The sequence below is a fragment of the Arcanobacterium phocae genome, from assembly GCF_018913465.1.
Taxonomy (GTDB): domain Bacteria; phylum Actinomycetota; class Actinomycetes; order Actinomycetales; family Actinomycetaceae; genus Arcanobacterium; species Arcanobacterium phocae_A.
Genome location: NZ_JABAPM010000001.1, coordinates 144,829 through 170,981, shown reverse-complemented (window position 1 = coordinate 170,981; position 26,153 = coordinate 144,829). Strand labels below are relative to the sequence as shown.

The window sequence follows — 26,153 nt, the reverse complement described above, 5'->3', positions numbered from 1 at the left end:
AGACTTCAATGAAAATCGGAACATTCTTGTGGGGAATTGTTATATCACTTTGCGGCATTATTGCTATCTTGCAAGGTATTAGCACGCAAATAGATATATCCACGCTGATCGTCGTTTTACTTCTTATATTTGCTGGCGCTTGTACTATTGCTGCACTGGTCCCAGCTCGGCGGCCGGCTGAGACAACCGATATGCCTGTGCACACCGTGCAGAGCGGTGAAGGCACCCATTATTCCAGCACTACTGAGGTTTACCAGACAACGCAAAATGTCGAGGCGTCACCCTCAGCTAGTCAGACTGAGTGGCTCGAGGTAGAGCCACCTACCGACCCGAACAACGAAAACTGATCGTTCGTGAAGAGTGCCTTGCTCTCCTGATGTCTCATCAACATACGATGCAATAAATTCAACCTGGTCGTTTATTGCTTCAATAACGTCCAAGCCCGTCCATCGGATTCCATCAGTGGAAACATCCGGTGGGCGGGTTTTTGGATGCCATGAGGTAAAAACAAAATCGTCCCGGCCAAGAGCGTACGCACTATACCGGGCACGCATCAATTCTTCGGGATTATCCGCTAAGCGCACACCGTCATGGAGTGGTTCGCAGCAAGTAGCATAGGTTTTGCCAGAATCACATGGGCATTTCATAGTTTCTCCTATTCGGGGTGTGCGCAAAACTGGGCAATAGCGCAAACCTCGGCAATATAGCTCTAGGCTTGCGTTATTGCCTAGATTAGCCGGCATCTTTTGGATGGTAACACAAAAGGCGGGGACATCGTCCCCGCCTTTTGCTGAAAGTTAAACTCAGATTAAGCCAAGTTCGCGAACTGCATCGGCTTCTTCTTGAAGAGCCTTAACATTGCGTGCGATACCAGCCTTGGTTGCTTCAGAAAGTTCAAGACCTTCAACAACCTTCCACTCGCCGCCTTCGGAGACTGCTGGGAAGCCGAAGATAAGACCTTCTGGAACACCGTAGTGCTTGCCATCTGACCAAATACCTGGGGTGACCCAATCGCCTTCTGGGGTGCCGTTGACCCAGTTGTAAACGTGGTCGATAGCTGCCGAAGCTGCCGAAGCTGCCGACGAAGCGCCACGGGCTTCGATAATTGCAGCGCCGCGCTTAGCAACGGTTGGTACGAAGTAATCGGAAAGCCATGCTTCATCAACGAGCTCGGTTGCTGGCTTACCAGCAACGGTTGCCCAGGAGACGTCTGGGTGCTGGTCTGCCGAGTGGTTGCCCCACACGGTCATCTTCTTGATATCAGAAACCTTTGCACCGGTCTTCTCTGCAAGCTGGGAGATTGCACGGTTGTGATCGAGGCGCATCATAGCGGTGAAGCGCTCGTTTGGCACGTCTGGTGCGTTGTGAGCAGCGATGAGTGCGTTGGTGTTTGCTGGATTACCAACAACGAGGATGCGGACATCGTCAGCTGCGTGATCGTTGATAGCTTTTCCTTGCGGACCGAAGATGCCGCCGTTTGCTGCGAGAAGATCAGCGCGCTCCATGCCCTTGGTGCGTGGACGTGCACCAACGAGGAGACCGACGTTGGTTCCGTCGAAAGCCTTGTTTGCATCATCGAAGATGTTCACGGACTCGAGCAATGGGAATGCGGAATCGTTCAATTCCATTGCGGTACCTTCAGCAGCCTTCATTCCTTGTGGGATCTCAAGAAGGTTCAAGCGAACTGGAACATCAGCGCCGAGTAGTGCACCTGATGCGATACGGAACAGCAATGCGTAACCGATATTTCCTGCAGCGCCAGTAACGGTGACGGTAACCGGAGTACGAAGCTCAGCCATGTAGTCAACTCCTATATTCTGAGGCGCTGTCCCTTTTTGTTTCCGGAACATGACGCCAGGTTGTCATTGAGCGAGATGAATTCTCACACCACCTCTAAGAGTACCTTGCCAACGAGTTATTCTGGGTGGCATTTAGTCCCGCACTTATTAAATGTGGCGAATATATTGATATATCTGGCAAATTTTTCACTCTTGAACTGGCCAGTTTTTGGTGATAAAATCAACATAATTAGGGCGAAGCTGGAGCAATTGAGGAGCGTCATGCAGATTGGGTGGCTACATATAATTGACATTCTGTGGATTATTACAGGATGTGCACTGGCTTACGCTGTTATAACTTTTCCCAAAATGACTGACCGCATGGAAACCCGGCGTAGCTCATTCACTCCACGCGGAGCTATTCCGCTACCAGCGCCAACCTCCGAGTTCATTGCACGGATCAATCGCAGAGAGAAAAGGATCCGGCCTCAGCTGAAAATAGCGATGATTTTTGTCGCCATTGTCCAACTAGCATTTTTAGGTTTGACGAACGTTTTCTCTCCCTCATCATTCATGCTTAGCCTAATTGCAGGCTACACAATCGTGCTTTGGCTTCGGTTCCGTGCAGATATCGCTGATTTTACTGGAAGACCATATCCAGGCACTAACGCTACCGTCTTACGGCATCTTTCATGCAATGTGCAGCCACGTTTGCTCGATTACGTCCCGGTATGGGCATTGATCGGATACATCACGTTCTCACTAATTCCTCAAACCGTGGGGCTCATCTATGTTTGGCCAGCGTTAGCACCAAAAACCCTTTTCATTATTCTCCTTGCTGTAACCAATATGGCTATTCCAGCAGGAATATACCTGGCTGCTCGTTATGCATCTATCCCGATTGCTGCTAGAGATGATGCTACTGCACGGTGGGAGGATGATTTTCGAGCAGAAATGCTCAACGCTGTGGTTATGGCGTCTACTATTGTGCCACTGCTGGTTGTTATCATGCCAAGTCAAACTATGGCATGGCAGACACCAGGCTGGTTCTTTGGCACCCTGCTAGCTTGCATTGTTGGTTGCGGAATCATTATTTATTGGGCAAGTCGCAGTTATGCGCGAGTTCTATGGAAGATTGAGCCAAATAGCTAAGCAATTGCGGTCGCGAATTATATAAGTGATGGGTGAGCCACTGGCTCACCCATCACTTATATAAGCTATTGCTCTAGTTACTTAGTGCGATGTGCACGATAGTATTCAATGAGCGCACGAGTGGATTGATCTTCAGCAGCAAGCGCGGCCTTGTCCCCACTAACTGCATTCGTGAGCGCCTTTGCCATCTGCTTGCCGAGCTCAACGCCCCACTGGTCAAAGGAGTCAATTCCCCAGACGATTCCTTGAACAAAGGTGATGTGCTCGTAAAGTGCAATGAGCTGCCCGAGGACGGACGGGGTCAGCTCCGGAGCCATAATTGAAGCAGTCGGCTTGTTTCCTTCGAACACGCGTGCAGACACGATTTCTTCTGGGGTGCCTTCTGCGCGAACTTCATCAGCAGTCTTGCCGAAAGCAAGTGCCTTCGTTTGACCAAAGAAGTTACCAAGGAATAGTTCATGCTGATCAGCATCGCCATCCTTGAAGGCATATGTTGGGTTAGCAAAGGCAATAAAATCAGCCGGGATAAGCTGTGTGCCCTGGTGAATCAACTGATAGAAGGCATGCTGACCGTTCGTTCCTGGTTCGCCCCAGAATACTTCACCGGTCTTGGAAGTGACTGGAGTACCATCCCAACGCACGCGCTTACCATTCGATTCCATGGTGAGCTGCTGCAAGTATGCCGGGAAGCGATGCAAGAACTGTGAATATGGGAGAACTGCGTGAGTAGCAGCATTCATAAAGTTAACATAGAAAACATTCATCATTCCCATGAGGACTGGAACGTTACGCGAGAATGGCGTGTTTTGGAAATGCTGATCCATCTTGTTGAAACCAGCTAAGAAATCAGCAAAGTTATCTGGACCGATCGCGATAGCTAAAGATGTTCCAACAGCGGAATCCACGGAGTAGCGTCCACCTACCCAGTTCCAGAAACCGAATGCGTTTTCTGGATCGATACCAAATTCAGCAACCTTATCAAGTGCGGTAGATACTGCTACGAAGTGCTTTGCTACTGCCCCATCTGTTGGTGCACCTTGTTCTTCAAGCGACCGTAGCAACCAAGCACGTGCGATACGCGCATTGGTCAACGTCTCCAAAGTTGTGAAGGTCTTAGAAGCAACAATAAATAGCGTTGTTTCTGGGTCAAGTCCGGAAAGCTTTTCGCCAGCATCGGTAGGATCGATGTTAGAGATAAAACGGCACTCGATGTTTTCTGCTTTAAACGGCTTGAGAGCTTCGTATGCCATGACAGGACCAAGATCAGATCCACCAATACCGATATTAACCACAGTCTTGATGGCTTTGCCGGTGATTCCCTTCCACTGACCCGAGCGGACCTTGTTAGCGAAAGCATAAACCCGCTCGAGGACGCCATGAACATCACCAACTACATCTTGGCATTCGACAGTGAGCGAATCCGTCTTCGGCCGGCGCAAGGCAGAGTGAAGAACCGAGCGATTTTCAGTAATGTTGATGCGCTCACCGCTAAACATTGCATCCCGGCGTTCGGCCAGGTTAACTTCCGTCGCTAGTTCTTCCAACGCGGTTTTCATCTCATCAGTCATAACCGACTTCGAAAGATCAACAAATAGATCTCCAGCGCTGAAACTAAACTTTTCAGTGCGCTCCGCATCCTGTTCGAACCATGCGCGGAAGTCCACGGTGAGATTGTTATGAATATCCGTGAGCTTATGCCACGCAGGGGTTTGGGTTGCATCTATTGGGCTTGGCATGGTTTCTCCTCCATTACATGTGTGTTGCCGATGTAGCAACACAGCAATCAACAAGTTCTTAGTCTAGCTTTTCTTCGTATATTCTTTGAATCCGATTTACGGCTCATTTTCCGGAAGTTGGTTCCGGACCACCCACTAGGTAGGTGAAAGATTCACCGCGACCACCATCAGTGATGGCACGATACTCCAGCAAAGTTCCATCTTTCATCCCCTGAAGATTGTGATAAATCTTTGGGTTAGGTCCGGCAACAGATCCCAATGGGAACCATTTTCCACTACCAACAATGCGATAGAAAAAAGTTGTGTTAGCGTACCGATGTTCTTGCGTATGAGCAGTTAGTTCGATGGCTGATTCTGCCGTTTTTACGCCAGTCAATCGCGTAATTCCACTTCCTCGTTCAAGTTTCTTTCCTGCTTTAAAGACCTTAATCCCTTGGCTCGGCACGTCCACTGTCAGTTCAGTAGTACCACCAGAACTAGAAGCAGTTGGAGTTGGCGTATTTGCTGGCGCCGAAACCGCCCCGTCTGCCACCTCCATTACAAGAGACCAGTCCGAAGTTGTTGTTAAAACTGGGATTTTCGCTTGAACTGGTTCTGAGGCAGAGTTCGCCACAACCACATATTCGACGCCTTCATCCGGATCAATACGTGAAAATGCGTAGGTATTGCCATCGTTAAGTAACTCAATTTGAGCACCATTCGATAACCCTGGATGTTCCTTGCGATATTTCGAAAGCTTCGCAATTGCCTTATAAAGCGGGTTGCCCTTATCCATATGAGCATTTTTACCGAACTCACTACCATCGAGCAACGGTTGTTCTTGGTAGCTCGGCACTTCAGTAGCAAACAACGGCTGACGCGCAGCTTTGTCGCCATCCTTACCGGCGAATTCTTGTTCATCACCATAATAAACAACTGGTTGACCACGCATGGTAAACATCAGTCCGTGCGCAAAAACAGAGGAAGCTACTTTATCGCCCTGTAGCATTGACCCGATCCGTCCCATGTCATGGTTTCCAAGGAAGGTCGGCAGATCTAACGCAGTTGCGCGCTCAGTGACATATCGCGAATCTTGTGCAAACATGTCTGCCAAGCCTTGGGCTTTACCACCATTAACATAGCCAACTATCGCTTTTTGAAATGGGAAGTCGAGAACAGCATCCATATCGGTTTCTCGCACGTACTGGGATAACGTTGGCACATCAGTGTCATAGACTTCGCCGAACATGAAGAAATTTTCATCAGTCTTGCGCTTAATAGCCTGAGTCCATTCCTTCCAAAAATCCATGTTCACGTGCTTAACCGTGTCAATACGGAACCCGTCAACACCGGTGGCTAACCATTTTTGATAGATATCTTCCATACCGCGCACAACTTCCGGATTCTCGGTCATCAAATCATCGAGGCCAAAGAAATCCCCCATGGTTATGGATTCGCCAGTAAAAGTTGAATCCCCACGGTTATGGTAAAGATTGACGTTATTTAACCAGCTAGGAACTTTCTTTTCCTTACCTGCTACCGGAGTATAGGGAAATGACTTCGGATCAATCGCAGGAAAATCTTCTTTGCCAGCAACCTCAAAAAGATTGATCGGTTTCCCTGCCTTGTCAAGATACGGCTTAACAGTGGTAGGTACGTATTTCTGGGAATCTTCCTTATACGAAATAACATCCGCAGTGTGGTTGGTAATAATGTCCATATAGACTTTCAGCCCACGATCATGGGCTTTATCAATCAGCTCAGTAAAGTCTTTCATGGTACCAAAGTGCGGATCGATCGCAGTAAAATCTGTTACCCAGTATCCGTGATATCCAGCTGATTCCTCACCTGGTTTACCTTGAACAGGCTTATTCTTCATCGGTGGCGAGATCCAGATAGCTGTGGTTCCGAGCCCCTTGATATAATCCAAATTGTCGATAATACCGCGTAGATCACCGCCAAGGTAAAAACCCTCATTCGTGGGATCATATCCAGAAACTAGACGATCGTCCCCTAGACCGCCATCATCATTAGAGGTATCTCCGTTAGCAAATCGATCGGTTAGTAAGAAATAAAACTGCTCATTGCCATCATGGGCTCGAAATATACCTTCACGGGAAGCATCCGACCCACGAACTGCTGCATCAACTCCAAGGTCCGAAGGAATGACTGACGAACCTTCGACTTTCAGATCTGCACGGCCCGGCAGCTCAAGGGGATACTCTACGCCGTTAATACGGATTTTATGGGAGCCAGCGTCATAGTGGGTATAGCCTTCCGGCTGACCGTTGGAACATCCCGAAATACCAACTCCTACAAGCGCCAGCAAAGCACTGACTGCAACCGCTACACCACGACGTCGAAACACACTTTCCTCCAAGCCTCGTACCTACTATTGTAGAACGTACCTCCCACATAAAACCGAATACATCCCAAAGTGTGGAAGATTCTTAACCTAAATGTGGCAAGATGGGATATGGACAACACATTCTTCCTGCGTTAAGGAGAAAATTATGCTGGAACCTGCAAAGATGCTCAGCAATGAAGAACGCGCACAGCGCCCAAAAATTGGAATCTTGACCTCTGGCGGCGACGCGCAAGGTATGAACGCCGTCGTACGTGCCGTCGTACGAACAGCCCTCCATGCTGGCGCTATCCCGTTCGCACTCCACGAAGGATGGAAAGGCGCCATTGAAGGTGGCGACTTCATCCAAGAGCTGTCATGGTCATCAGTGTCAAACATTCTTTCCAAAGGCGGAACAGCGATCGGCACCGCCCGCTCAGACGAATTCCGCGAGCGCTCAGGACTAAAGAAAGTCGTTCGTAACTTAGTACAGCGCGGAATCGACCGTCTCGTCGTCGTCGGCGGTGATGGAACTCTATCCGGAGCCGATGAACTACGCGAATTTTGGCCCGAACTCCTCAACGAACTCGTCGCCGAAGGCGAGGTGAGCCCCGAAGCCGGCGAAGAACACCGACACTTGCGTATCGCCGGAGTCGTTGGCTCAATTGACAATGACCTAGTTGGTACCGACATGACAATCGGCACCGATTCGGCGTTACACCGCATTATTGAAGCGATCGACGCCATCGCAGCTACAGCCGCCTCCCACCAACGCACATTCATTATTGAAGTGATGGGACGAGCCTGCGGATATTTGGCCCTCATGTCAGCTATTGCTGGCGGTTGCGACTACGTCTTTATCCCAGAACTTCCACCAGAAGACGGCTGGGAAGAAGAAATGACCACCAAGCTCCGTACGGGGCGTGAACGCGGTCGGCGCGACTCGCTCATTATCCTCGCTGAAGGAGCTCTCGATCGCGCCGGTAACCCGATCACCGCTACACAAGTCGCATCCGTCATCAAAGACCGTCTTGGCGAAGATGCACGAATTACATCCCTGGGGCACGTCCAGCGCGGCGGCCAACCATCCGCGTATGACCGCTGGATGCCTACCCTACTCGGCTATACAGCAGCACTCGACATGGTCAATGCTGGTCCAGATACCGAGCCAACGATTATTGGCACCAAGCGTAACCGAATTGTGCGCATGCCGATGATGGAAGCCGTTGCCAACACTCGAAAGGTGAAGGCCTACCTCAAAGAAGGGAACTGGGAGGCAGCTATTGACTCACGCGGGTCTGGATTCCGCGAGATGATCGACATTTTTGAAGCCATGTCCTCCCCAACATGCAAAACCTGCAATAGCTCTGCCAAATCACCACGTGTTGGCATTATTCACGCCGGCGGACTTGCACCAGGAATGAACCCGGCTGCTCGCGCTGCTGTCAAACTTGGAATTGACCGCGGATACACAATGATTGGCATCGAGGGCGGTTTCCCAGGTTTGCTCGAAGGTCATATCCGGAAGCTTGAATGGGGCGACGTTGAAGGCTGGGCTGAAGACGGAGGCGCCGGATTGGGCACCCGCCGCACGATCCCTGGGGTAGACCAGTACTACGCGCTCTCCCGAGCTATCGAAAACGCGGAGCTCGATGCGCTGATCGTTATCGGTGGCTTCGCAGGATACAAGATGGCTTTCGATATGGGACAAGAGAAAGACCGGTATCCTGGCTTCAACATTCCGATCGTGTGCGTGCCAGCATCGATCGACAATAATCTGCCAGGTTCCGAGCACTCAATCGGTGCAGATACCGCATTGAACACAAATGTGGAGATGCTCGACAAGATTCGAACCTCTGCATCGGCCTCGCAACGCTGTTTCGTTGCCGAGACGATGGGACGCAACACCGGATACTTGGCGTTGTTCTCCGCAATTTCTTCAGGTGCGGAGCAAGTCTATCTAGCAGAAACTGGCATCACGTTGCCACAACTCGCCCAAGATACTCAGCGCATGGTTTATGCGTTTGAGCAGGGTCGTCACTTGTATTTGGTCGTACGTAATGAAGATGCCTCGCAGTATTACACCACGGATTTCTTGAGCCGGATTTTTGAAGAAGAAGGTCACAACCTGTTTGATGTGCGTACTTCAGTCATTGGACACGCACAGCAGGGTGGTAATCCGTCCCCGTTTGATCGGACGATGGCCGCTCGTATCGTCAATACGGCGATCAATATTCTCGACGACGAGTTGCGTACGCACGCTAAGAACGCACGTTCGTTCCATATTGGTATGGTTGGCGGAGTTATCCAAGCAATGCCACTATCCCATATTGGAGATTTAATCGATCTCGAATCACGGACCCAGCTTGATCCGTGGTGGTTGCCACTCAAGCACGTTGTTTACGTAGTTTCGGATCCGACTTACGATGGACCGCTCGAAGATCTAGCGATTATTCAATAACGCTGTTTACTAACGAAATCGGTGCTCTGCGGAGCACCGATTTTGTATCTGACCACGGATCCGTAGCCAGCAAACTAGCTACACCACTGCCGGGGTGTCTCCCCAATTGGCGAAATATGCGAGCACGAGTGCCAGCGTGAGAAGCGTGACGACGTCGAACCAACGCGAACGTACCTGCGGGACCATGCCTGCAGGCAAGACAAGCCGTGCCATCGCCAGCACCGCTAAGCTTCCAGCGAAGGTGTACATTGCTGGTTGAACACCCCAGACGTATGACAGTATCACGACTGCCACGATCCATAATGCTAGGAGCACGAAGAAAAACACCGAGGGTACACGATGCTCAGTCATGCGACACCTCTCCTTTTTCTGCCGATGATTCAGCGGCTTCATCGGACAGCACCGGCTTTGTTGTGTCCCGACGAATATGTTTCTTAACAAAGCCTAGCGTTGTCGGATGAGAAAGACCAACGCCCAAAAGGAACGGCAAACCAATCGACATGAGTGTGAAGGCAGCCGTCAACGCCGGAACAGGGCCAGTTTCTGCCATCCGGCCTGGGCCGATAGCTCCCAGAGCCATAAAAGACATAATCGAAACAGCCAAAGCGCTCAGTACAACCGCTAACGTCGCATCCACCAGTTGAGTAGATAGCGTCGTCGTCGGAACCAACTTACGGGCCACGACTACCCCGTATACACATGCGAGAACGACTATGACGATGAATAGCCACAGCATCTTCTCGCCTGGTGCAGGTAACGCCCCAAAAACAGGGATGGCTGGCAACGGACCCGATTCGACGCCGAATATCGAAAAGTTCGTTCCCGTGCCGACTGCGAATCCCGCTCCAACTAGCCAAGAAAAGAACCACACCACGAGTGCCGGAAAATACACCAGCTGAAGTAGTATCAGCCCAATACTGCCGGCAACTCCGGTCAAATAATAACCGTGGATCTCGCTGATAGTTCCAATTCTTATCAGAATAAACAATAGGGTGACGCCGCATGCAACTCCCAATATGAAGAAGCTTAACCACCGAGCATATTTCCATGCGCGATCCACATACGACCACCATGGAAGGCAATACAGGAGTGTTTCGCGGGCGCTCCACATCGCCGTTAGTCCAGCTAAGATAAAGGAGCCGATTAGCGCAAACCACCAGTCCCCCGGCGCGCGACCAGCAAGTGACAGCACCGCAATTACAGCCGGCCAGCTCAATGCGGCAGCGAACACATCAAACCATGTTTCCAGATTTCGACCGCGCAAGCTCTGATACGAGGCATACATAACCACGCCGGTCAGGAGCAACGGCATGAGCGTTAACGATGCGCTGCCGACTGAAACAGCCCCACCGAAAATCGTGGTCCACCAGCCAGTGGCAAAAAATGCCGCGCTTTGCCAGACGATGTCTCCCATCATCTGGGCAGACGCATTGAGCGTATAGAACACCATGACGACAAGGAAAACGCCGAACCACGAGAAAAATGGCGCAGCAATACCACCACAGAAAATGTACCAGTAGCGCGAAAGATCAATGTGAGTATTCATTAGTTCCCATCGTTACGCGTATTGGTCTTGAAGGCACGGTATTGACATGGTGTGTTGCTTACGTTTTGCGCTCATTGGTCGCAGACGACAAACGCAAGGAAAACTGCAAACTTTCGGTTAGCCGTTCAAGATAGCCCGGGCTATCTTCGCTGTTTCAGTTGGGGTTTTGCCTACCTTGACACCTACAGCTTCAAGGGCTTCTTTCTTTGCCATCGCAGTTCCTGCCGAACCGGAAACGATAGCTCCGGCATGGCCCATTGTTTTGCCCTCGGGCGCAGTAAAGCCAGCTACGTATCCAACGACCGGCTTGGTTACGTTGTCTTTGATGTAGGCAGCCGCACGCTCTTCGGCGTCGCCACCAATTTCACCGATCATGACGATCAGCTCGGTTTCTGGGTCAGCTTCAAAGGCTTTAAGAGCATCAATGTGAGTGGTGCCGATGACCGGGTCTCCGCCGATACCTAGGCAGGTGGTGAAACCAATGTCCGCTAGTTCAAACATTAACTGGTAGGTTAAGGTTCCAGATTTTGACACCAGACCGATTTTGCCAGGGCCGGTAATATCTGGTGGTGTAATACCAACATTTGATTGACCTGGAGTGATGATACCAGGGCAGTTAGGTCCGATGAGGCGAACGCCCTTGTCTAGGGCATACTGTACAAATTCAGCACTGTCTTTAACCGGTACGCCTTCAGTGATGACGACGACGAGGTCCAATCCAGCATCGACAGCTTCAATAACTGCCGCTTTGGTGAAGGCCGGGGGTACGAAGATAACCGAGGTGTTTGCTCCGGTTGCTTCTTTAGCTTCTGCCACAGTGCCGTAAACTGGAATCGAGACGGTACCAGCTTGGCGCTTGTCTGCATCGATGCCAATCGGTTCGACATCAAATTCCACGCTGGTTCCAGCTTTACGAGGATTGGTTCCAGCCACAATTTTCGTGCCGGCGCTAAGCATCCGGCGAGTGTGTTTTTGTCCCTCTGAGCCGGTCATGCCCTGGACGATAACGGTGGATTCTTTATTGAGGAAGATAGCCATAATAAGTTCTCACTTTCCAGCGAGCTGAGCGGCCTTGGCTGCAGCTCCGTCCATTGTGTCTTCGAGGGTAACAAGCCGGTGGTTTGCCTGGGATAGAATCTGGCGACCTTCAGCTACTTTATTTCCGTCTAAGCGAACAACGATTGGTTTATTTGCGGCGTCACCGAGTGTTTCGAGTGCGCGCACAATGCCGTTTGCTACTTCATCACACGCGGTGATTCCGCCAAAGACGTTGACAAATACGGAACGGACATCAGGATCGTTAAGAATGACGTCCAGACCATGAGCCATGACTTCCGCATTTGCTCCGCCACCAATATCAAGGAAGTTAGCTGGGCCGACTCCGTATTGTTCTCCAGCGTAGGCAACCACATCAAGAGTGGACATGACTAGGCCAGCACCATTGCCGATAACACCAACCTGACCGCCGTCTAACTTAACGTAGTTCAGTCCGAGAGCTTTAGCTTTAGCTTCGAGCGGGTTTTCAGTTTTCTTGTCAATATAGCCGGCATGTTCGGGGTGACGGATCCGGGCGTTGTCGTCCAACGAAACTTTGCCGTCAAGAGCGATAATCTTCCCTTGTGGGGTTTTGACAAGCGGGTTGACTTCGACCAATGTTGCGTCTTCCTGGGTGAAGGTCTCCCAGAGTTTCAAGATCACCGGTATCAACGCATTGTGTTCAGCTGGTGTAAATCCCGCAGCGGCAACAATTTCACGTGCTTTTTCCACGGTTATACCCTCATTGGGGTCTACCGGGATTTTAGCGAGTGCTTCTGGGCGTTCCACGGCGAGTTGTTCGATATCCATTCCGCCTTCTTTGGAACACATAGCAAGATATCGGCGTTCGGAGCGGTCAAGCAATATCGAGAAATAGTATTCTTCAGCAATATCAGAACCGGCGGCGATGAAGACCTGATGAACTGTATAGCCCTTAATATCCATACCTAAAATAGCTCGAGCTTTTTCTTCAGCTTCTTGTGGTGTGCGAGCTAGCTTCACTCCACCGGCTTTGCCGCGCCCGCCAGTTTTCACCTGCGCTTTGACCACGAGAAGGTCAGTTTGTTCCAGCAAGGTGTGGGCAGCTTGTGGTGCTTCTTCAGGGGCAGATATCACGATTCCAGGTAGTACTGGAACGTCATGCTTGGCGAAGAGTTCGCGAGCTTGGTATTCGTATAGATCCACGGAGTATCCTTCCGTTGTGGTCGTCCTGTTACACCGGTGTCTCAACATCGAGACTTGTTATTCAGCCTACCTGTTTTCATCTCATTGTGGAAACTACTAACCGTTATTTATTTCTCGGTATCTTCGGATTGCGCGGATGGTTCGGCAGGCGGTTCAGTAGCCCAGCCAGCACCTGGTTCTACTCCCTGTATATTCGAGAACTCAGTAGCTCCAGCAGTAATGGCATCCTTGATGAGTTTGCCATATGCATTAGCGCCGTCGATTGACGTGTGGGTGTCATCTACTTGTAATAGGTCCGGCTCTTTCGACGCCAATCCGTGCCAATCTATTAGCTGAACATTTGGGTATTCATCCGCAATTTTCGCTAGAGTCTCATTTGATTCCGCTACGAATGTTGATGGGGAGTAAATGTTGACCAGGAAGACCATTCGCTTTTCGCCGAGTTGTTCTATCGCGTCTCGGACGAGGTCTGGCTGGCTTACGCCACCATTTGTCCCGAAATCGAGAACGACGACGCGGCCGAGCTGGCTGTTATCTTCTGCTGCTTGAATCATCTTGCTCGCGCCGGACCACTGCGTTGAGGGCTCACCAAAGGCAGTAACGCCCGGCATAGCGTGCAGAAGACCGGTACGGGAAGCTGACACCATCGAGTCACCAATGACCGTAACTTCGTAGGTGTTCGGAATCGTGGTATCAAGATCTTTTGAAAGCTCAGTGGGACGGTTAGGACGCGGCCCGTTGTCACCTGCTTGAGCGTCAGAATGCGAGCCACCGGTTTCTGCTGATTCAGCATCTGCTCCTTGACTACCCCGTTCAATCATAATCTGGGTGCTGGTTTTTTCTGGCGCAAAGAATGTTGCCGCAATAGTCGTGCCGGTTAGTAGCAAGACAATGAAAGCTAGCGCTGTGTAGACGCGGTTGTGAGGTAGCTTGGTTCGTAAAAATGCAATGATCTGACGGTAGCCAAGACGACGAACTGGTGTTTCAACGAAACGATATGAGGTTTCAACGATAAGCATAGTGATCGCGATAGCTACTGCGGATCGCGCTAGATGAGCTGAACTCCCTATCGCTACCGGGTAAGCAGCTGCAACGAGTACCAAAATAGGCCAGTGCCACAAATACAAGCCATAAGACCGCGTACCAAACCATCGTAGTACCGGTAACTCGCCGATTCGTGCGAGAAGGGATCGCGGGTAAAGCATCTCAGCGATTACTAGTGTGGTAGCTAGCGAAGCGAGAAGCATGCCGCCTCGATAGGCCCATGGGCCAGTTTCCGGCATAACAAAAACGCAAACACTCAGTATTGCTAGGCCACCCCATCCCAAGAGAGCGTGGAAGGACTTCCAATGTTTCGACTCAAAAATAGGCTGATCGCGATCTGCCCATAAAAATGCCAGTGTAATACCAGCGCAAAGCCCAAAAATATGCGTATCAGTGCCGTAATAGAGACGCGTGTAGTTGTCCCCCGTGTAGAGAAGCATCATGAGGAACGCAGAAAAAAGCATCACCGAACCGGATATCGCGATTCGGGTACGTAGCCTGCTCACCAAGGCCAAAATGACGAGCATAATAATTGGCCACAGCAAATAGAATTGTTCTTCGATAGCTAATGACCAGAAGTTCTTAAAAAGCAATGGCGCGGTCGCATCAAAGTAGCTCGATCCGTGAGCGATTTCGAGCCAATTGGTAGAAAAAGTTAGCGCACCTAATATTTGCCGGCCAATGCCGACTAACAGATCTGAATTGATGGCCCAGGCAGCTGGTACGACTGTAATGATTAACGTAATTAACGCGGGGATAAGACGACGAGCTCGCCGCACCCAAAATTTTCGCAGATTGATGTAGTTGTTTGCACGGTCTTCACGTAGCAGAAGCGTAGTGATCAAAAAACCGGAGATGACGAAGAATACGTCTACTCCTAGGAATCCACCTTGGACAACTCCAGGAAACACATGGTAAAGAATGACTGATAGCACAGCGAAAGCACGCAGACCATCTAGTCCAGCGATATATCCGCCCTGATCATTGGCCGCCTGCTGACCGCGGGGTTGCTCACGCCGCCCAGGACGCTGGGCAGAAGCCGCAGTGCGGACTGGACGTTGTGAGCGTAACGAATAAGGTGAATCAGTCATAGTTTCAGATCTTTTCTAACGGAGCGAAACGAAGCATGAGGCGTTTGACGGCCCCACTATCGAACCGAACTTTGGCTACTGTGGATTTTCCGCTTCCTTCAAACGAGATTACCTTGCCAGTACCAAATTTTGCGTGACGAACTTTGTCGCCAACGTTGATCCCTCCGCTAATGTCAGGATCTGGATTGGAGGACTGAACGGGTTCTGGCTCAGTTTCAAGAATTTTCCCGGGAGTGAACTTTCCGCTCCCACGCCCAATAACAGGAGCAAAATCGTCATCATTCACGCTGCTCCAGTTGTTACGCTTCGCACCCCAACTATCGCGAGCGCTCCCCCAAGAAGAACTGCGAACCGTGTCCATTGCAGACGCCGCACGCCGCCAATCGATCACCTCATCCGGAATCTCATCTAAGAATCTCGATGGCGGTAACTCTTGCGGAGCACCCCACTGGGAACGAGTGGCAGCCCTCGTGATATATAGGCGCTGCCGAGCACGAGTTAACGCCACATAAGCTAACCGGCGTTCTTCAGCTAGTTCCGTTGCAGATGCCAGAGCACGAATATGCGGGAATGTTCCATCTTCAAATCCAGTTGCAAAAACTACTGGGAATTCTAGCCCTTTCGCGGTGTGGATCGTCATGAGAACAACTTCGCCTTCGTTTTCGCTATCCTCATCTGGAATTTGATCCGAATCGGCCACTAACGAGATCTGGTCCAAGAAATCAGCAAGGGAGCCCTCTCCATTCCGTACACGGAAATCAGAGGCTACCGCGTGGAGTTCAGCAAGGTTTTCTACCCGTACTTCATCTTGCGGATCCTTCGATTTTTGAAGAGTGTCCAAATATCCAGAGGCGTCCATTAATGCATCTAAGATGTCAGCTGGAGCCTCACCGGCATCAGCTTGGGTCCGCGCGGTTTCCAGCATGCCAATAAATGCACTCATGGCATTACGGGCACGCGCCTGCAATCCTTCCACCGCACTGCGCCCAGCTTCAACAGCTTGTTCTGGATAGGCCACATCGTGGAGCGCCTGGCCAAACGATATCCGGTATTTTTCGGCATGCATGGCAACAGCCGATTCAGCTTTTGCTCCTAGCCCACGTTTCGGTTCGTTCAAGATTCGGCGAATTGAGACTGTATCATCCGGATTCGCTACCGCATGCAAATATGCTAACGCATCCTTAATCTCTTTACGCTCATAGAACCGAGTACCGCCAACAACCTTATACGGAATACCTGAACGCACAAACATTTCTTCAATGGCACGTGATTGCGCGTTCGCCCGGTAGAACACAGCAATATCACCATATTTATAGCCGTGCTTGGTGCGTACTTGGTCGATTTCTTCGACGACAAAGGCTGACTCGTCCGATTCTGCATCCGCTACATAGCCAACAAGCTTCGGGCCATCGCCTTCAGCAGTCCATAATTTCTTCGGTCGCCGCCCTTTATTGTTAGCAATGAGTGAATTAGCAGCCGTCAAAATATTTTGGGTGGAGCGATAATTCTGTTCCAGCACAACCGTTGTAGCGTTCGGAAAATCTTGCTCAAAATCCTCAATATTGCGAATCGTTGCGCCACGGAAAGCGTAAATGGACTGGTCCGCATCGCCAACAACAGTTAATTCGCCATGTGGCTGATCAGTTTCTTCACCAACGAGTTCACGCACCAACTGATACTGAGCTGTATTCGTATCCTGGTATTCGTCTACTAATACGTGCCGGAAACGCCGCCGATAGTGTTCTGCAATCGACGGGTTATCACGCAGTAAACCCACCGTCAGCATAATCAGATCGTCAAAGTCCACTGCGTTCGCCGCACGCAGCCGCCGCTGGTATCCGGCGTATGCGTCAGCAATCATTTGATCATCACGATCTGCAGCTTGTTCCTTCGCCTGCCCAACCGTAACCATCGCATTTTTCAGATCAGAGATTTTTCGGCTCAACGTTTTTGGCGGGAAAGCTTTAATATCAATGTTTTCCTCTTGCGCCACAATCTTCATCAGCCGAGCAGAATCTGCCGCATCATAAATCGTGAACGATGACCGCATCCCCAAAGCCTGATGCTCCGTGCGTAAAATCCGTACACATGCCGAATGAAACGTAGAAATCCACATGCGTTGCGCGGTGGATCCGAGCAACGATTCTAACCGTTCGCGCATTTCTTTAGCGGCCTTATTAGTAAAGGTAATCGCCAAAATTTCGTGTGGACGCACCCGACCAGTAGCAATCAGATAGGCAATACGAGTAGTCAACACTCGAGTTTTTCCAGAACCAGCCCCAGCAACCACCAGCAGATGTCCACCAGTATGAACAACCGCCTGATACTGCTGTGGATTAAGACCTGCTAAAAGTTCTTTCACGCGCGCATCATCGTGCCCGCGAGCGCCGTCGTCATCCATCCGAGATAATCTAGGCGCAACCGCTCCAACCGCCGACGACTCCTGAGTCGTAGCGATCTTCGACTTTAGCCGATCCATTGCTGAAACAAACGCATCATTAGTACTCATAACACTTCAAGCCTAAAGGACACCTCCCACACATTTTGCTGTACACACGGAACTACCCCAGTTTTGTGGGAAAAATCAGCACACGCTCCCGTTGGCTCCTCCCCAAAAGCCACACTTTAAGCTAGCGACATGAGCACATCACGCACTCCAGAACTATCCCAGAGAGCCTAGTACGCCTACACCTATCCTGTATCAACGCCCTATCTATCCTCGGCATCTCCTCGGTTCGCAAGTGACAACGTCGTCGTCAATCGCATATGAAGCAATCCCCAGATACTTTCGAACTATGCAAGGAAACGCAATCGTCAGCAGCTCAACTCCATGCAAGTGGAACAACGGCTCGGATAATCGTTCCACGATACTATACTCCAGTTGTAAAACGTTTCCCGTGCATAGAGTTTGCATATTCGCGCATGTAGTCGAAGAAACACGGGTTTTCTGACAGAAATGCAAACTGTATGCACGCCAATCTGGTCGTAGCAAGCACTGTGTCACCCAATCACACCGAGATAGACTAAAATAAGACGAACGTTATAGAGAAATGACATGCTCATGAGTGGTAAACGGTTCTGGGATAGAATTGCGAAGCTGTATGCTCCGTTGATGGAAAAAGATGCATCTTTTTATGAAGAAATTTGCGATAATATCCGCCCCTATCTGACAAAAGATATGGATGTGCTAGAACTTGCATGTGGTTCTGGGCAACTATCATTTCGTCTCTACCGTCACACGAAAAGCTGGATGGGCACAGATTTTTCGCACCAGATGATTGCCGAAGCAAAGAAGCGAGGCGATTACGACGGGCTTTCTTTCGCAGTCGCCGATGCCACCTCGCTGATATCCGACGCAGAGACCTTTGATTGCGTAGTTATCGCTAATGCGCTTCATATAATGCCTAATCCGGATGAAGCAATGCGGGAGATACATCGAGTACTCAAACCAAACGGGCTGTTATGCGCCCCTACTTTTTTATGGACCGAAGAGAAACCCAAAAAATATATGAAGACACTGATGTCTCTTGTCGGTTTCAAAATGTATAACGAATGGAATAAGGAACAATTCCGCGATTATGTTTCAGAATATGGGTTTTCGGTTGTGGAGATAACGCTAGTGAAAGGTGGTCTTGCACCGGTAGGTGTGCTGATTGCCAACAAAAACTAGACGGATGTCATCATCGGAGATCGCATGATGCTCTGTTACAGCGTATCCAACGAACGCCCGTTCGTTTCTTCGGCAAACATGTAGATGACCCCGCCAATAAAAAGCAAAATTGCGAAAACGATAAAAGCTGGAACAACTGCGTTGAGCGTGACTGTTGGCCGCACGGCGCTCCCGCCGATCAGCAATCCCATCAGCATCGGACCGATGATTTTAGCCGAGGCACCGATACCGTAGCCAAGACCTAGGCCGGTAGCACGTACTTCGTTCGGGAATTGCTCTGCCCCAAATGCGTTCAAGATTCCGAAAGCGCCGTCGCCGAATCCCATTGCGATGATGACTCCGCTGAAGAACAAGATCCACGAACCGGCAGTGCCAGCGAAGGCTGACCACGCCACGATTAATGAGCCGATCGCGCCCACAGTTCCACAAGACAGTAACGTCCAGCGCCGTCCGATTCGGTCTGCGACCCAGGCAGCCGCCAACCGCCCGAGCAAGTCGGCGAGGGATACCAGCATGAAGAGCGAGGCCACCGTCGTCGTCGATAATCCGTATCCGTCATGAAGCAACGTTTGGCCCCACGACTGAATCGTCGCCGAACCGAGAATGAAACTGAAGGTTCCGAGCGCCACAACCACGAGCGAGCGCCGATGCCGGCGGAAAACTTGGGCGTACGATGCGCGGTGAGGTTTCGACGACGGCGGTAGCGCACCCACGTGGGAAGCTGGAAGTTCCAGCGCCCACGCCAACGCCTGGGCGGCTTCAGCGGTTCTCTCCTGGGAGAGCAGATAACGCGGAGATTCTGGAACCTTGCGTAACCAGAAAGGAGAAAAATCGGTAGCGCACCTAAGGCGATGAGGGCACGCCAGTGGTCGTGAAAAATCTGTTGTGCTAGAGCGCCTAAAAATAGTCCCACCGGGATGAAGACCGATGCCAGACCAGCCAGTAAACCGCGCTGTTTTGCCGGAACGAACTCCTGCACGTACGGGATCGAGACGATGTTGAGACCGCCCACGCCCATGCCCACCAACACGCGCAGCACGGCGAGCATGATCCAGCCGCGCTCGGGAGTGAAAACCGAGGCCAGCGTGAACATTGTAAACATGAGAACGCACCAGAAGAAGGCACGTTTGCGACCGATTTTGTCTGCCAACCGACCCCATATGACTGCGCCGATCACGGTTCCTAGCCCGGAACAAGCCAGGATCGTGCCGGCTTCGAAACCGGTTAAATGCCACGGCCTGGTGAGGACAGAGACGACGAAACCGATGAGGAACATGTCGAAGAACTCCGAAATGTTGCCGGCAACTACCAAGGCAATCAACGACTTTTGATGGCGCGTAAGCGGGCGCGAATCAATCTGTTGCAGGGCGGTTTGCGAGGTAGTCATATCATTAGGGTATGTTTTTGGTGGCGGCGGGGTCTAGGCGGAGAGTTAGGACAAGGGCTTACAATTTTCACATTCTTATCAGCATTACCATTTAGCAAAACAATAAAACAGTTTACTCAGAAGGTCGAGAAAATAAACACGTAGAGTATCGTCTCAGCTAGGGTCGTATGCACTTACACGAACCCATCGTTTACACACTACTTCCATACTGAGATTCGGTTTCTACATCTTTATGATTGAAAGAAAACCTAGATAACGTGAGACTCAGAGAATATACATTTTTAATTTCGAATTTTGTGGACTTTTTCGCAGCAGGTCAAATATATACTCTCTGAATTTTCCTGCAGATTCTACCGCCATACGAGCGTCTTGGAGAGTGGGGCAATATCCAGCATGGACAATTCTATTCCGGACTTTATAAGTGCTGTAATACCAATCTCTCAGTGGAGAGTTTGTTCTATTAACATCCCACACCCCTCCAATAATTTTCGACATTTCCCTTTTCACAATACTCATAAAACTTGCACATTCGAGAGTCTTTTCCACACTATTTTCGCTTTCTCCCGAAGCAAGAAGAAATTCCCGAAATATTATCCTAATAATCATTTCGATATTAGTTTGCACACTTACGATAGCTTCATCATAAAATCCTTCACGCAGTTTCCTCGTAGCGGTAAGAAAATATAACTCGGCAAGGATGAAAGGATTCAGATTTTTATCGTAAATGCTGTATATTCTCAGGAAATTAGCAACAGTTTTCGAATCCAACTCCTCTTTTTTATGTGGCATATTGAGATGGGTCAAAAATATCGTTTTCGAACTACTGCACTCTTCAAGGTCTACTAAGTTCATCACTATAGCAGGCGATAGCATTTCTTTAGTAACACGAAAACATCCATCATCTTTTACGCAAGTCATGTATGCGATTATTTGCTTATTTAGCTCGCGCAAGGAACTATCAAATAAATAACTCATAATGTCTTCATGGAGCTCATCATTCTCATAAAGAACAGAGTTAAATCCTACGCCGATAATTACAGATGTAGAATATGCTGCTATCGGAAAGTACCCAGTTTCTGCAGAATCAGATTTAGACTCGTCTGCTTCATAGCGATAGTGCAGGACACATTTTTCCATTCTGAAGCTAAACATACTATTGTTCGGGATAGGAACTTGAAAAGGTAGAGATACTTTAAACTCTAGTAACCTATCAATTTTCAATTCACAACTACCATATAACGACAAAATCTGCTGTATAAAGTCGCTTTCCCCTTTAAAGAAATCAAATTTCATTTCGCTCGAAGAGAGCTTCTCCCAATTCACCATATCCCTCTTCTAACATTCTTCACGCTTTAACCACGCCGGATGTCCTGGTAGGAAAACTCTAAAAAGTCTCTAATTGAAATTTCCCTAGTTTACTTCCAGCGCGTTTAGTCTCGTTTCTATTTTCTCTATTATATTACCGAAACACTAGCAGTCGTTTTCAGTCTTGAACGGGCACGTTATCTTAGGACTTCGGCTGCTCGGTCGATATGGGTATTTTTAACCAAGGGTCCCTCAAAAGTAGCTATCGTTCTCTCAAGCATATCTCGCCAGTTATGGATGAGAATCGGCTCGTCTGCAACGAAGTATGATCGTAAGAATCACTCAACTGAAATGGTTCATATTTCCCCATCTACTCGAACAAAAGAAAACCTGGACCATTTCTCAAGCCTGGCTAAACCACCAAGGTCAGATAGTAGAGAATATCTCCTACTAATCATTGGGAACCAAACTAGGTTCGGGAACTCTAATGCCATTTAAGTTATAGGAATAAGGAGAAAATACAGGCTGGAGAGACCGTATCGACATCACCAATGTTTAGAAAATAGTTTTGTCTTAGCCACATCCAGCATCAACTCACGAAAAACAGGGATGCATACTTACTTGACCCCGTATGAGCCTTTAAATAGTGTTTCGCACGAGATCTGCGCGTAGACCCCGCCTAGACTATCTCGTGGCTATCTACCGTGAACCTGCTGATAGCCTAGTAGCTGTGGGCAGGCTCTTGTACCACACGCCCCATTTCCATGCCGCCACAAGGAATAGGATCCCGAAAACATAAAACGAGATGAGACCCAGCTGCCCACCGAAGTTAACAAGGATAAAAGTAAGTCCTGATATTCCGTACAGCACAACAGGAACAATACTCAACCAACGCACACCCCTCGAAGCTGCTTCTAAAGATGGCACTTGTTCACGGCGTAACTGATACCCATGAACCAAATAAGACACGAATGCTACGAAGAACCAACCCACATAGTTGTGGACAGGGACACCGAAGTACGAGCCTCCATCTAGCCATACCCACCATCCGTTTTCCACCGCAATTGGGTCGTAGTTTAAGTCAAAGGTGGTCACAACCAGTGCACCTACTACCGCTCGCAAAACAATCAGGCTAGGCGTATGCCTGGTAGGAATCGGGGAACCATCAATCAGCAAATTCGTGATTACCCATGCAATGTAAAGAAGCGTGACCCAACCGGAAAAAACAGCAATAGGAATGACATCCAGTTTCGGACCCATCAGCGCAGTGAAATAGTATCTGCCGAAAATAAGACCAGTATGCACACCTATCTCTTCCAAGACATAGGCTATAGCTAAACCACTACCGATCATGGCAAGTGCCGGCTTCCACCCCAGCATCTTCACTGCATGCCAAGCCATAAAAGCTAAAGTCACTACCGCCAACGGAGCCACCACAAGGGGCATAAGTTCCGGATCCATCTCAAACACCATACTCACTTCTGCCCTTCGTTAGATACACATCATCTAACCATAAACACAGATATCATGTGGTTTAGTAGATAATCTTTGAGAGCATAATATTTCCCGCAAACATCTCCAGTTAAAGCATGATTTACCTAGTTTTGTCTGAGTATCTATAAAACGAGGAGGAATCTAACTCGTCTATATCGGAAAAATGGTGGTTAGCACGCAAACTTATCCAGTTTAGAAAGACAGGTTTCAAGGTCTTTCTGAATTGCTTTCAAACTCTTCAGGGCTTTCTTATGATCATTGTTTTTATCAGCTTCGGCCTGCTCTATTAGCTGAGATATAGCCTCCAGCTTTTGCTTAGTTTGGTAACTGGCTGTGCGCGGCACGAAACTAAACTGATATTGCGCACTCATCGCAACCTCCGCTAACGCCAACACCTGACCGCAATAGTCCCTCGAGATCTCCACAGAGTCGTCCCCATGCAACGCTAAGAAAGACAGCACACCTGAACTAGCAAGGCCGAGGGTAGCAGCCCCACCAGCGATAACCGTGGTTCCTCCCGCCATTCCTAATCCCCCTGCGGCGAGGGCCCCACCACCAGCGGCAGCGAGGCTGGCACTGGTCAAGGCGGCACCACTAAGCCCTGCGAATGAGCTACCGAATAGAAGCACAGCAATCTTTGGCGCAAGTATTAATCCTGCTCCTCCAGTAGCCAGACCAGCCAGTCCGGTAAGCGCGATTCCACCTGCAATCTTTCCTATTGTCCCTGTCAACTTCCTTCGGTACGAAGAATACGAATCTTTCAAAAGCTTAATACTTACTTCGCTGATCTTTGTCTGACTGGTTAGGAATACTTCTTCAACATAGTCGGTTTCAAGTTTGAGTTTCTGATACTCTTTTTTACCCTCGGATCCCAGCGGAGCATAAGGGGTGAACGCCGTCAGCTTTTGCGCGATAAGCAGAGCCTGCAGGCAATCCTCTGCACTGTCAGATAGATTCTGTAGTTGCTGGTAAGCAACTTCCTCAGCTAGCGGGGCCCCGTCGTCGATCTGACCAACTTCTTGCATTGCCACTAGCCACGCTTGTTTCCATTGCTGTTTCACAGCGATCTCATCGAAAGAGTCGGAGGCCCAGCAGTCATGCTCAATGCTGGCAATTTCAAGGGCGGTAAGAATACGACGACTATCTCTATTAATCTCAATCACGCTGGGTTCAGTACTGGAGACGTCTTTCACGCGCAACACTCTGATTTCTTCGTCTTCAACGGTCTTGCGTTTGAAATGATTTTCCCAGAATTCACCAATATCCTCTTTAAGATAACCAAAGTCTTGACAAATAGCGACGCCCATCCTGGCTACCCCAACAAAATTGATCTGCAAAAAGAAGGCTCCAACGTTGACCGATTTACCACCAGTTTCTATCGCAGCCCGGATAGCAGATGTAGTCATATTGGCTCCCACAAAGGTGCTACTGGAAATGGTCAGCATCCGAGTGAGGGCTCGACTATCGTGGGGCATAAAGGCTTTAGGATCTAGTCGCTTGAGATCTGAGAGGCTGTGAACATTCTTGCGTTTGATCTCCGCTTTTAGCCTAGTGATCATGTAGAAGGTTCGAACTATAGCTTCATTGAGGGTGACAGCTTTCAATTGGCTGTTTAGCTGTGCAAATAGGCCCACTTCTGTACGAAAATCAAATCGGAGTGGGCGACCATCTGCAGTTTTACACATGGTGCCGTTAAAGAGCTTGGACACCCATTGTGAGAACGCGATTTTGTCGTCGCTATATTTCAGATTGATGTTTTTGAAAAATGGTAGCGAAGATATTTCCTTGAACACCGACAGGATGGGTCCTGGGATTCCCGTGCCCACCCCGGGCGTGGAACTAGAGCCAGCCATATCACTGATCAAATGCATCGCCCAATTAAAGGTACTGATCATTATTCTCTCGCCAAAGGTTTTTCCAAGGAGTGGAGAATCCGAGTCGAGAACTGCTGCAGGCATATCAAATACGGTGAAGTTTCCGGCGGTATCGGTCCCGTATCCTTTATTGGTAAATTGGGAAAGAATGGAGAAAACTAGGCCCACTAAGCTGGGATGATGCGTAAAATCTCGAAGGTGATGCTGCAGCCCTCCCCCAAATTCCGGGGTGAGTTTATCCGAAGCCATGGGGAATTTTTCTTCAAGATGTCTAATCGCCTGCTCAATAGTCTTAATAGGTTTATCTGCCCCAGCTAGCTTCGCATCCATCTGGGCCGTCTGGATTACAAAACTGTTAATCTTTTCTTCACCCCAGGTATGCGCAGCCTCGAGATCGAACTCTTTTTGCAGGAAGATATTCAGCAGTCCGGTGAGTACACCGCTGGAAGCCGCAATGAGATAATCAATTTTGTCAGCTTTCGTTACCGTCGGGTCGAAGGATGCTTCAATCTGTAAGAGATCTATTTCCGAGGGAGCCTCTGCAACCTCGAACTGGAAACGAGATCCGTTCCAAACGATCTCAGGCAGCCCAGCAGAAGGCTGCGGAAGATTAATCTGCTTCACTACAATATCTTTACCCACACTGGCCTCCATAAACTCGTCATTAAAAGCATAATACTGACGGACAATATTAAAAAGGCAAAAATCCTTAGATAAAGCACGCCGGGTATTCTTTCGTTTGAGTCGATCAAAAAATCTGGAAAGCCGCGTGAAATTTGCGAAGAGAATGAATACCCGTGTTGTCCGATTGGTAGAGAACCAGGTCCTTGGCTAGATAGGCTTCCAACTCAACAAGCGTGTCAGGTGTTCACACCCTAGCTTAGCTCCTAGTGGCACACTGCACAGCAATGGTTGCAACAAATATACAAGAAGGGCAGGTCGCACGCGATGAAGAATATCTGACTGCAAGGAACGCCAGTCCGCGTCAGGACAATCAGGAGCTACGGGATACGAACGAGCATAGATAAGCGGCCTCGGCTTTTCGCCTCCGTACTTGCCCCAGGGAGTTCGG

18 protein-coding genes and 1 pseudogene are annotated in these 26,153 nt (G+C 49.5%); 4 read left to right on the top strand and 15 right to left on the bottom strand.

What is annotated here, in order from left to right; genetic code table 11:
• The first annotated feature begins 8 nt into the window (after positions 1-8).
• Positions 9-347: a hypothetical protein gene (locus tag KSO86_RS00805; protein ID WP_216378348.1), complete on the top strand. Its 339-nt coding sequence runs from the start codon at positions 9-11 to the stop codon at positions 345-347.
• Here KSO86_RS00805 and KSO86_RS00800 read toward each other — a convergent pair.
• Together KSO86_RS00800 and KSO86_RS00795 are read right to left on the bottom strand one after the other, a co-directional pair.
• Complete coding sequence (locus KSO86_RS00800) at positions 285-647, bottom strand: YchJ family protein (RefSeq protein ID WP_253280485.1); 363 nt, start codon at positions 645-647, stop codon at positions 285-287. The genes KSO86_RS00805 and KSO86_RS00800 overlap by 63 nt on opposite strands.
• A gap of 156 nt (positions 648-803) precedes the next feature.
• Entirely contained in the window at positions 804-1,799 is a 996-nt protein-coding gene (locus KSO86_RS00795) for a malate dehydrogenase (protein ID WP_216378349.1), read from the bottom strand.
• A gap of 348 nt (positions 1,800-2,147) precedes the next feature.
• Here KSO86_RS00795 and KSO86_RS00790 point away from each other — a divergent pair, with 348 nt between their 5' ends.
• Positions 2,148-2,930 (top strand): hypothetical protein, encoded by a 783-nt coding sequence (locus KSO86_RS00790; RefSeq protein ID WP_216378350.1) that lies wholly within the window; start codon positions 2,148-2,150, stop codon positions 2,928-2,930.
• A gap of 77 nt (positions 2,931-3,007) precedes the next feature.
• On the opposite strand, the gene pgi is transcribed toward KSO86_RS00790, so the two are convergent.
• Complete coding sequence (gene pgi / locus KSO86_RS00785; protein WP_216378351.1) at positions 3,008-4,666, bottom strand: glucose-6-phosphate isomerase; 1,659 nt, start codon at positions 4,664-4,666, stop codon at positions 3,008-3,010.
• A gap of 103 nt (positions 4,667-4,769) precedes the next feature.
• Positions 4,770-7,013 carry an alpha-amylase family glycosyl hydrolase gene (locus KSO86_RS00780; RefSeq protein WP_216378352.1) on the bottom strand — a complete coding sequence of 748 codons (2,244 nt, stop codon included), beginning with the start codon at positions 7,011-7,013 and terminating at the stop codon, positions 4,770-4,772.
• A gap of 145 nt (positions 7,014-7,158) precedes the next feature.
• On the opposite strand from KSO86_RS00780, the gene KSO86_RS00775 reads away from it, so the two are divergent.
• Complete coding sequence (locus tag KSO86_RS00775) at positions 7,159-9,450, top strand: 6-phosphofructokinase (RefSeq protein ID WP_216378353.1); 2,292 nt, start codon at positions 7,159-7,161, stop codon at positions 9,448-9,450.
• Positions 9,451-9,528: 78 nt separating this feature from the next.
• Here the strand turns inward: KSO86_RS00775 and KSO86_RS00770 are convergent, their stop codons facing one another.
• The 6 genes from KSO86_RS00770 to pcrA form a co-directional block, all read right to left on the bottom strand.
• The gene (locus KSO86_RS00770; protein WP_216378354.1) at positions 9,529-9,801 is read right to left on the bottom strand and encodes a DUF3017 domain-containing protein; all 273 of its coding nucleotides are present in this window, start codon (positions 9,799-9,801) and stop codon (positions 9,529-9,531) included.
• The gene (locus tag KSO86_RS00765; protein ID WP_216431725.1) at positions 9,794-10,996 is read right to left on the bottom strand and encodes a cell division protein PerM; all 1,203 of its coding nucleotides are present in this window, start codon (positions 10,994-10,996) and stop codon (positions 9,794-9,796) included. Before KSO86_RS00765 ends, KSO86_RS00770 begins: the two co-directional genes overlap by 8 nt.
• Before the next feature lie 117 nt (positions 10,997-11,113).
• On the bottom strand, positions 11,114-12,034 hold the full coding sequence (gene sucD / locus KSO86_RS00760) for a succinate--CoA ligase subunit alpha (RefSeq protein WP_216378356.1): 921 nt from the start codon (positions 12,032-12,034) through the stop codon (positions 11,114-11,116).
• A gap of 9 nt (positions 12,035-12,043) precedes the next feature.
• Positions 12,044-13,216, bottom strand: coding sequence for an ADP-forming succinate--CoA ligase subunit beta (gene sucC, locus KSO86_RS00755; RefSeq protein WP_216378357.1), 1,173 nt, complete (start codon positions 13,214-13,216; stop codon positions 12,044-12,046).
• Between the two features lie 107 nt (positions 13,217-13,323).
• Positions 13,324-15,351, bottom strand: a complete 2,028-nt coding sequence (locus KSO86_RS00750; protein WP_216378358.1) for an acyltransferase family protein — start codon at positions 15,349-15,351, stop codon at positions 13,324-13,326.
• A gap of 4 nt (positions 15,352-15,355) precedes the next feature.
• The gene (gene pcrA / locus KSO86_RS00745; RefSeq protein WP_216378359.1) at positions 15,356-17,860 is read right to left on the bottom strand and encodes a DNA helicase PcrA; all 2,505 of its coding nucleotides are present in this window, start codon (positions 17,858-17,860) and stop codon (positions 15,356-15,358) included.
• A gap of 552 nt (positions 17,861-18,412) precedes the next feature.
• Here pcrA and KSO86_RS00740 point away from each other — a divergent pair.
• Positions 18,413-19,021: a class I SAM-dependent methyltransferase gene (locus KSO86_RS00740; RefSeq protein WP_216378360.1), complete on the top strand. Its 609-nt coding sequence runs from the start codon at positions 18,413-18,415 to the stop codon at positions 19,019-19,021.
• A 35-nt stretch (positions 19,022-19,056) separates the two neighbouring features.
• Here KSO86_RS00740 and KSO86_RS08635 read toward each other — a convergent pair whose 3' ends face one another.
• The 5 genes and pseudogenes from KSO86_RS08635 to KSO86_RS00720 all read right to left on the bottom strand — a co-directional run bounded on the left by KSO86_RS08635 (position 19,057) and on the right by KSO86_RS00720 (position 25,723).
• Positions 19,057-19,806, bottom strand: a complete 750-nt coding sequence (locus KSO86_RS08635) for an MFS transporter (RefSeq protein ID WP_366504490.1) — start codon at positions 19,804-19,806, stop codon at positions 19,057-19,059.
• Positions 19,770-20,297, bottom strand: a pseudogene (locus KSO86_RS08630) (MFS transporter); the annotation flags it as partial. The gene KSO86_RS08635 and the pseudogene KSO86_RS08630, both read right to left, overlap by 37 nt.
• A gap of 375 nt (positions 20,298-20,672) precedes the next feature.
• Complete coding sequence (locus KSO86_RS00730; RefSeq protein WP_216378361.1) at positions 20,673-21,734, bottom strand: hypothetical protein; 1,062 nt, start codon at positions 21,732-21,734, stop codon at positions 20,673-20,675.
• Between the two features lie 678 nt (positions 21,735-22,412).
• Positions 22,413-23,186, bottom strand: a complete 774-nt coding sequence (locus KSO86_RS00725; protein WP_216378362.1) for a carotenoid biosynthesis protein — start codon at positions 23,184-23,186, stop codon at positions 22,413-22,415.
• A 191-nt stretch (positions 23,187-23,377) separates the two neighbouring features.
• On the bottom strand, positions 23,378-25,723 hold the full coding sequence (locus tag KSO86_RS00720) for a hypothetical protein (protein ID WP_216378363.1): 2,346 nt from the start codon (positions 25,721-25,723) through the stop codon (positions 23,378-23,380).
• Positions 25,724-26,153 lie beyond the last annotated feature (430 nt).